We start from the raw sequence: 6,785 nt of genomic DNA on the forward strand, positions 1-6,785 counted from the left end.
AATAGTGATTTTATTCCTTATAATTAAGAAAAAGTTCAATGTTTATACAAGTTTATTTTTCTTTTTAACTAATATTCAGTGTTATAATAATAATAGAAAGACCATTTCTAAATTTAGGGGGCATTAAAATGCTAGTTACCTATAAAAAAGTCCTTGTCGCTGTTGATGGTTCTAAGGAAGCAGAATGGGCTTTTAAAAAAGCAATCGATATTTGTAAGCAGTATCACTCAGAACTCATTATTACTCATGTGATTGACTTAAAACAATTTGCAGCAATAGGCGCATACCATCAAAATCTATCAGAGCAAGCTGAAAAATTCGGAAATGAATTACTTCATCGGTATGAGCAAATTGCCGAAGAATCTGGTATTGAAGATATTGAAACAATCTTAGAATATGGATCTCCCAAAATAAAAATTGCAAAAGAAATTGCCCCAAAACATCATGTTGATTTAATCATTTGTGGTGCTACTGGTCTTAACGTTGTCGAACGTTTCCTATTAGGCAGTGTTTCTGAAAACATCACTCGCTATGCAAAATGTGATGTCATGGTTGTTCGAACAGAAAAGGACCTTTAAGATAGAAAACAAAAAATCGTGAACAATCACGATTTTTTTGTTTGTTTTATTTTTTGTAAAACCTTATATACTTCTTCAAATCCTGTTCCTCCTGCACTCGTACGACGGGCTACGGCAGTTGCAGGTAATAATACTTCATAAATATCTTCTTCAAAAAGTGAAGATGACTCTTTGAACACATCAAGTGGCAAATCACCTAAGAAAAAGCCACGTTCAATACAGGTTAACACTAGTTTTCCAACCACTTCATGGGCCTCTCTAAACGGTAGTCCCTTTGAAGCTAAATAATCGGCAAGCTCGGTCGCATTGGAGAAATCTTTTTTAACAGCTGTTGCCATCACTTCTGTCTTCACTTTCATAGTTGACACCATTCCAGCAAAAATCTTCAAGGATCCTTTTACCGTCTTCACTGTATCAAACATGCCTTCTTTGTCCTCTTGCATATCTTTGTTATACGCAAGCGGTGTTCCTTTAAGGACAGTTAATAAACCGAAGAGATTTCCATAAACCCTTCCTGTTTTACCACGGATTAGTTCAGCCATATCTGGATTCTTCTTTTGTGGCATAATACTGCTTCCCGTTGCAAAAGCATCATCCATTTCAATAAAGTTAAATTCCTGTGAGGACCAAAGAATTAACTCTTCACAAAAACGCGACAGATGCATCATAATCATCGAGCTATTGCTTAAAAACTCAACGATAAAATCCCGGTCACTCACGGCATCAATACTATTTTCATAGATTTTGTCAAAGCCTAACAACTCTGCGCTGTAGTAACGGTCAATCGGGAAAGTAGTACCAGCTAAGGCACCAGCCCCTAATGGAGACATATTGATTCTTTTTAACGAGTCTGTTAAACGTTCCTTATCGCGTTCAAGCATCCAATAATAAGCTAACAAATGATGAGCAAATGAAATAGGCTGTGCTCGCTGTAAATGTGTATACCCAGGTGCTATCGTTTCGACATGTTGTTCTGCTTGTTCCACGATTGCGCCTTGCAGTTCGTCAACAAGTTCTATGATTTCATCTACTTGTTGTCGTAAGTATAAATGCATATCTGTGGCAACCTGGTCATTCCTGCTTCGGCCAGTATGAAGCTTACCACCGACCTGCCCAATCTCATCTATCAGCATTTTTTCGATATTTAAATGAATATCTTCATTCGCAACCGTGAATTTTAATTCATCATTTTTTGCTTTTTCTAATAGGGTAAGTAGCCCAGACTTAATGGTATCTGCTTCTTCCATAGTAACGATTCCGCATTTACCAAGCATTGTAACATGGGCAATGCTTCCTTCAATATCTTCCTTCACCAACTGCTGATCAAAGGAGATCGATGCACCGAATTCATCTACCCATTGTTCGGCACTTTTGGTGAATCTTCCTCCCCAAAGCTTTTTCATACTCCAACCTTCTTACTATTGTTTACGATGCTATTCACTTTTGTTGGTAAGCCCCAAAGTGAGATAAAGCCAACCGCTGCATTATGATCAAATTCATCATCAGAAGTATAAGTAGCAAGCTTTTCATCGTATAATGAATTGTCTGATTTACGTCCTTCGACAATGGCATGACCTTTAAAGAGTTTTACACGCACTGTTCCATTGACATTCTTTTGTGTTTCTTTTAGGAAACCAAGTAATGCATCCTTTAATGGTGAGAACCATAGACCATTGTAAATTAATTCAGTAAGCTTTTGCTCAATGACTGGTTTGAAATGTGCCACTTCTTTTACAAGTGTAAGGTCTTCAAGTTCCTTATGCGCTGTAATTAAAGTCATCGCACCAGGGCATTCATATACTTCACGAGATTTAATACCAACAAGGCGGTTTTCCACATGGTCGATACGGCCTACTCCGTGTTTTCCTGCAATTTGGTTTAATTCAAGAATTAATTCAGCTAATGTATATTGCTGACCATTAATTGTTTTTGGTACACCTTGCTCAAAATCAATTTCAATAATGTCAGGTGTATTTGGAGTTTCTTCAAGGGCTGCTGTTAATTCATATGCATCCGCTGGTGGTGCAGCCCAAGGATCTTCTAAAATACCACACTCATTACTACGTCCCCAAAGGTTTTGGTCTATGGAGAATGGGCTATCTAAATTGATAGGAATCGGAATATTATTCTGTTTTGCATATTCGATTTCCTCTTCACGAGACCAGCTCCATTCACGAACAGGTGCCAGAACTTCTAGATCTGGATTTAATGCTTTAATTGAAACCTCAAAGCGAACTTGGTCATTTCCTTTTCCAGTACAGCCATGTGCAACTGCAACTGCATTTTCTTGTTCGGCGACTTCAACAAGCTTTTGCGCGATAAGCGGACGAGATAATGCAGATACTAACGGATATTTTCCTTCGTAAAGCGTATGAGCCTGTAAAGCTGCAAGGGCATATTCATTTGCAAATTCTTCCTTCGCATCAATCACATATGAAGATACAGCTCCAACTGTAATTGCTTTTTCTTTAATAAACTCTAGATCTTTTCCTTCACCTACATCTAAACAGCAAGCAACGACTTCATACCCTTGCTCCTGTAACCATTTAACAGCAACACTTGTATCTAGACCACCTGAATATGCTAAAACAACTTTCTTTTTGCTCATGTTGTATCTTCCTTTCGAATAATAATTCATATACTTTTATATTTATACATTTATAATGTATAACTTTAGCAACTCTTTCTACTTTTTTCAATAGTAAAATGAAGAAAAATTAAAAAACTTTTTTCATAGATATAAAACTAAGAGTATTATAGAATTAGAGCAAGATCTACTAGGGGTGGTATCAATGGGTGATTATTTTCATTTTGATGAACGACTCGGGCTCCTTCTTCCATATATAGAAAAGGATTGGGAGGATTATAAAGAGGAAACGCAGCAGTATATATTATTCAAATGGGAAAAAATCAGGGGACATATCCCTGATCGAATTGCAGAGATTGAGGAAATTATTAATCAAAAACAAGAACAGCTCGGCAATGAGCTTAATTTTGAACGTTCCTGTGAACTAAACAATGAAATATCAGAATGTGCCTCCATCATCAATGACTTATGGATTTGGTACAGAATGAACCAAGGAATATCAAAGAAAATCCATCAATAAGAAAAGTGCAAGGCGCCCAATTCCAGCTAAGGCAGGCACGTCCTGTGCCTAACGCTAGAATCATTGCCGTCCTGGTAGAGGCGACAAGCATAAGACGTGCGCTGACAGAAGGTGTATTTTACCTTCCGAAGCGATTGGCTTAGAACAGAGAGCCGGTGTCTTCTTGAACTAGACATAGAAAAGGTCTAATCTTACAGATGATTAGACCTTTTTAATATCCTTTTTTATTTCACTGACAATGTGGCCAAGTTCCGGCAAGATTAATTTATTCAAAGCAAGCTTTACAGCCCCAGATGAGCCCGGTGTTGAAAAAATCGCCGTATCGTTACTAACCCCCGCGATTGCTCTAGAAAGAATGGCCGCTGAGCCGATATCCTCCGTATAGCTAAGCATTCGAAACAATTCCCCGAAACCGACTATTTCCTTATCCAATAATTTAGAAACTGTCTCAATTGTAACATCGCGTTTTGCAATGCCAGTTCCTCCATTTGTTAAAACAACATCAATTCCTTCTTGTTCGCAGCCTTCACGTATAGCTTTTTCAATATATGATTCTTCATCTTTTACAATTATATGTTCTAAAACTTTATAGCCATTTTCCTCAAGAAGTGTAATCATAAGTTGACCACTTTTATCGGTTTCTTTTGTTCTAGTATCGCTTATTGTAATGACTTTACATGTGACAGAGGACGGTGTTGCTTGTTTATGTTCTTGGACACTCATATCTTATGACTCCTTTTCCTGCAAAAAGCGAAAACGGTAATAATTATGGGCAAAATCACTGACCTGTCTTGTTAATTGATAATTCATACCAGCACCAATTGCCATACTGATAAGAGGAATTCCTTGGATCATACGCTTCCTTAGTATTGTAATTGCGACTGCTTTTACAATATGCTTTAATGGCAACTCTAGCCAAGTTTCATCGGTTAGCTCTTCTGATCCATTGTAAAAATATTGGTTTTGATTAAACCCATCAGCATCCCTAGTAAGATCATCCCATCCCTGATAGCGCATGCGTTTGGGCAATGTAGCGGCATGAAATACCTTTAAAGATGTCATCATTTCATATGGTGTATTTACTTCATATCCATATGTCATCGCAATTAATTGGACAACACGAAGATTAAGGATCGTAATCGCAGGTATATCCGTTCCAAGTAGCAGAAGTCCCCCAGTACCAGACAGGCCCCCGTGTGCAAATGAATAAAGGCGATGCTTTGCTATCTGATTTTCAGTTAGGTATGAAAGTTCATCAATTTTGAGTTCTTTCAAATCAGTTATATCGTCAATATCCTGGTTAAAAATTCGTGCCGAACGGATCAGCCGTTCTCTTGCGTCCACTTGAAATTGAGATCCTTGAAGAATCGCATGTAAATGAAATAGCCAATTATCTAGTTTTGAAAAGAACTCGGTCCGGACATTCTCAGGAATAAGACTTAATGAGTTTTCAAGCCATTTGTCATAGGTCATTTCAAAATCAGTTTGTTCATGGAGCATTTGATTTGACCATTTTTCAATTTCAGTTAATACTTGTAGCTCTCGTTCTGTAAAACCCATATTCATCCTCCGTTTCCAACTTTCACTATGGGTATTATACCATAATGTGAATATAGGTAATAAAAAAGACAAACCCATTAAGAGTTTGTCCATCATGCTTTATTTTGTTAAACGCATTACATCGCGTGCAATCATTACTTCTTCATTCGTTGGGATGATAATGACTTTTACTGGTGAATGTGGGTAGTTAACAAATGCTTCCTTCCCTCTCACTTTGTTTAAAGCTGGATCCCAGTATACACCCATGAATTCTAAACCGGTTAATACTCTTGCACGGATGGTGTCACTGTTTTCACCAATTCCTGCTGTAAAGATGATTGCGTCTATACCGTGCATACGAGCTGCGTATGAACCAATGTATTTGTGAATTCTACTTCCAAATACGTCGAGAGCTAATTGTGCACGGATGTTGCCTTCGTCTGCTTTCTCCTGAATATCACGAAGATCGCTTGAGAATCCGGAAACACCAAGCATTCCACTTTCTTTGTTTAACACATCTAAAACTTCGTCAGCTGTTTTCCCTGTTTTCTCCATGATAAACGGAATTAATGCAGGGTCAATATTACCAGAACGTGTTCCCATTGTTACACCAGCCAGTGGTGTAAAGCCCATGGATGTATCGATCGATTTTCCGCCTTCAATTGCAGCAATACTCGCACCATTTCCGAGGTGACAAGATAATAACCGAAGCTCTTCTAAAGGTCTGCCAAGAAGCTCAGCTGCGCGTTGTGATACATATTTATGGGATGTTCCGTGGAAACCATATTTTCTAATTCCATAATCTTTATAATAATTATATGGAAGACTGTATAAAAATGACTTTTCAGGCATTGTTTGATGGAAGGCTGTGTCGAATACAGCTACAGCTGGAACATTCGGCAATACTTCATGAAATGCTTTGATTCCCGTAACATTGGCTGGGTTATGCAATGGTGCCAATTCCGATAGCTTGTCAATCTCTGCCAAAACCTCATCTGTTATAATAACTGAATCAGCGAATGTCTCTCCGCCGTGTACAACCCGATGCCCGATTCCTTCAATTTCATCTAAAGATTTAATGATCCCATATTCAGTTAGTTTTTCTAAAAGTATTTTTACAGCAACCGCATGATCGGGAAGTTCAATTTCTGTTGTTTGTTTTTCATCGTTGACATAGATTGTAAAAACACCTTTATCAAGACCAATTCGTTCAAAGATCCCCTTTGTAATAACGTCCTCATTCGGCATTTCAAATAGTTGAAATTTTAACGAAGAACTTCCTGCATTTATGGCAATGATTTTCGACATATCGTCCGCTCCTTTGTTTATATCACTTTTATATGTAAATTTTCGTTCTACATTATTCTATGCAAAACGACAGGGTTTCATAGATGCCTTATTCATTTAAACATCGGTGTAAAAACATTTCAAGGAGTATGCTGATTTGGTACCGTTTTCGCCATAAAGTTCCTATATTCAGATAATAGAAAGCGCTATAATTAACAAATGTGCAAGCGCCTCGACAGAGGAACATCGACTAACTACTGCCACGTCCTGTGGC

7 protein-coding genes are annotated in these 6,785 nt (G+C 37.8%); 2 read left to right on the top strand and 5 right to left on the bottom strand.

What is annotated here, in order from left to right; all coding sequences use genetic code 11:
* The first annotated feature begins 128 nt into the window (after positions 1-128).
* A complete protein-coding gene (locus V7147_RS18940; protein WP_335369390.1) occupies positions 129-578 on the top strand; it encodes a universal stress protein in 450 nt (149 codons plus the stop codon).
* A 26-nt stretch (positions 579-604) separates the two neighbouring features.
* Here V7147_RS18940 and argH read toward each other — a convergent pair whose 3' ends face one another.
* The gene (argH, locus tag V7147_RS18945; RefSeq protein ID WP_335369391.1) at positions 605-1,981 is read right to left on the bottom strand and encodes an argininosuccinate lyase; all 1,377 of its coding nucleotides are present in this window, start codon (positions 1,979-1,981) and stop codon (positions 605-607) included.
* Positions 1,978-3,186, bottom strand: a complete 1,209-nt coding sequence (locus tag V7147_RS18950; protein ID WP_335369392.1) for an argininosuccinate synthase — start codon at positions 3,184-3,186, stop codon at positions 1,978-1,980. Before V7147_RS18950 ends, argH begins: the two co-directional genes overlap by 4 nt.
* A gap of 184 nt (positions 3,187-3,370) precedes the next feature.
* Between V7147_RS18950 and V7147_RS18955 the strand changes: the two genes are divergently transcribed.
* Entirely contained in the window at positions 3,371-3,685 is a 315-nt protein-coding gene (locus V7147_RS18955) for a hypothetical protein (RefSeq protein WP_335369393.1), read from the top strand.
* Between the two features lie 201 nt (positions 3,686-3,886).
* Here V7147_RS18955 and V7147_RS18960 read toward each other — a convergent pair whose 3' ends face one another.
* The 3 genes from V7147_RS18960 to V7147_RS18970 all read right to left on the bottom strand — a co-directional run bounded on the left by V7147_RS18960 (position 3,887) and on the right by V7147_RS18970 (position 6,532).
* Positions 3,887-4,408, bottom strand: a complete 522-nt coding sequence (locus V7147_RS18960; protein WP_335369394.1) for a MogA/MoaB family molybdenum cofactor biosynthesis protein — start codon at positions 4,406-4,408, stop codon at positions 3,887-3,889.
* Between the two features lie 3 nt (positions 4,409-4,411).
* On the bottom strand, positions 4,412-5,245 hold the full coding sequence (locus tag V7147_RS18965; RefSeq protein ID WP_335369395.1) for an EcsC family protein: 834 nt from the start codon (positions 5,243-5,245) through the stop codon (positions 4,412-4,414).
* A 99-nt stretch (positions 5,246-5,344) separates the two neighbouring features.
* On the bottom strand, positions 5,345-6,532 hold the full coding sequence (locus V7147_RS18970) for an acetate kinase (protein ID WP_335369396.1): 1,188 nt from the start codon (positions 6,530-6,532) through the stop codon (positions 5,345-5,347).
* Between the last annotated feature and the right edge of the window lie 253 nt (positions 6,533-6,785).

The sequence above is a fragment of the Bacillus sp. JJ1521 genome (assembly GCF_036965165.1).
In the GTDB taxonomy this organism is placed as follows: domain Bacteria; phylum Bacillota; class Bacilli; order Bacillales; family Bacillaceae_L; genus Ferdinandcohnia.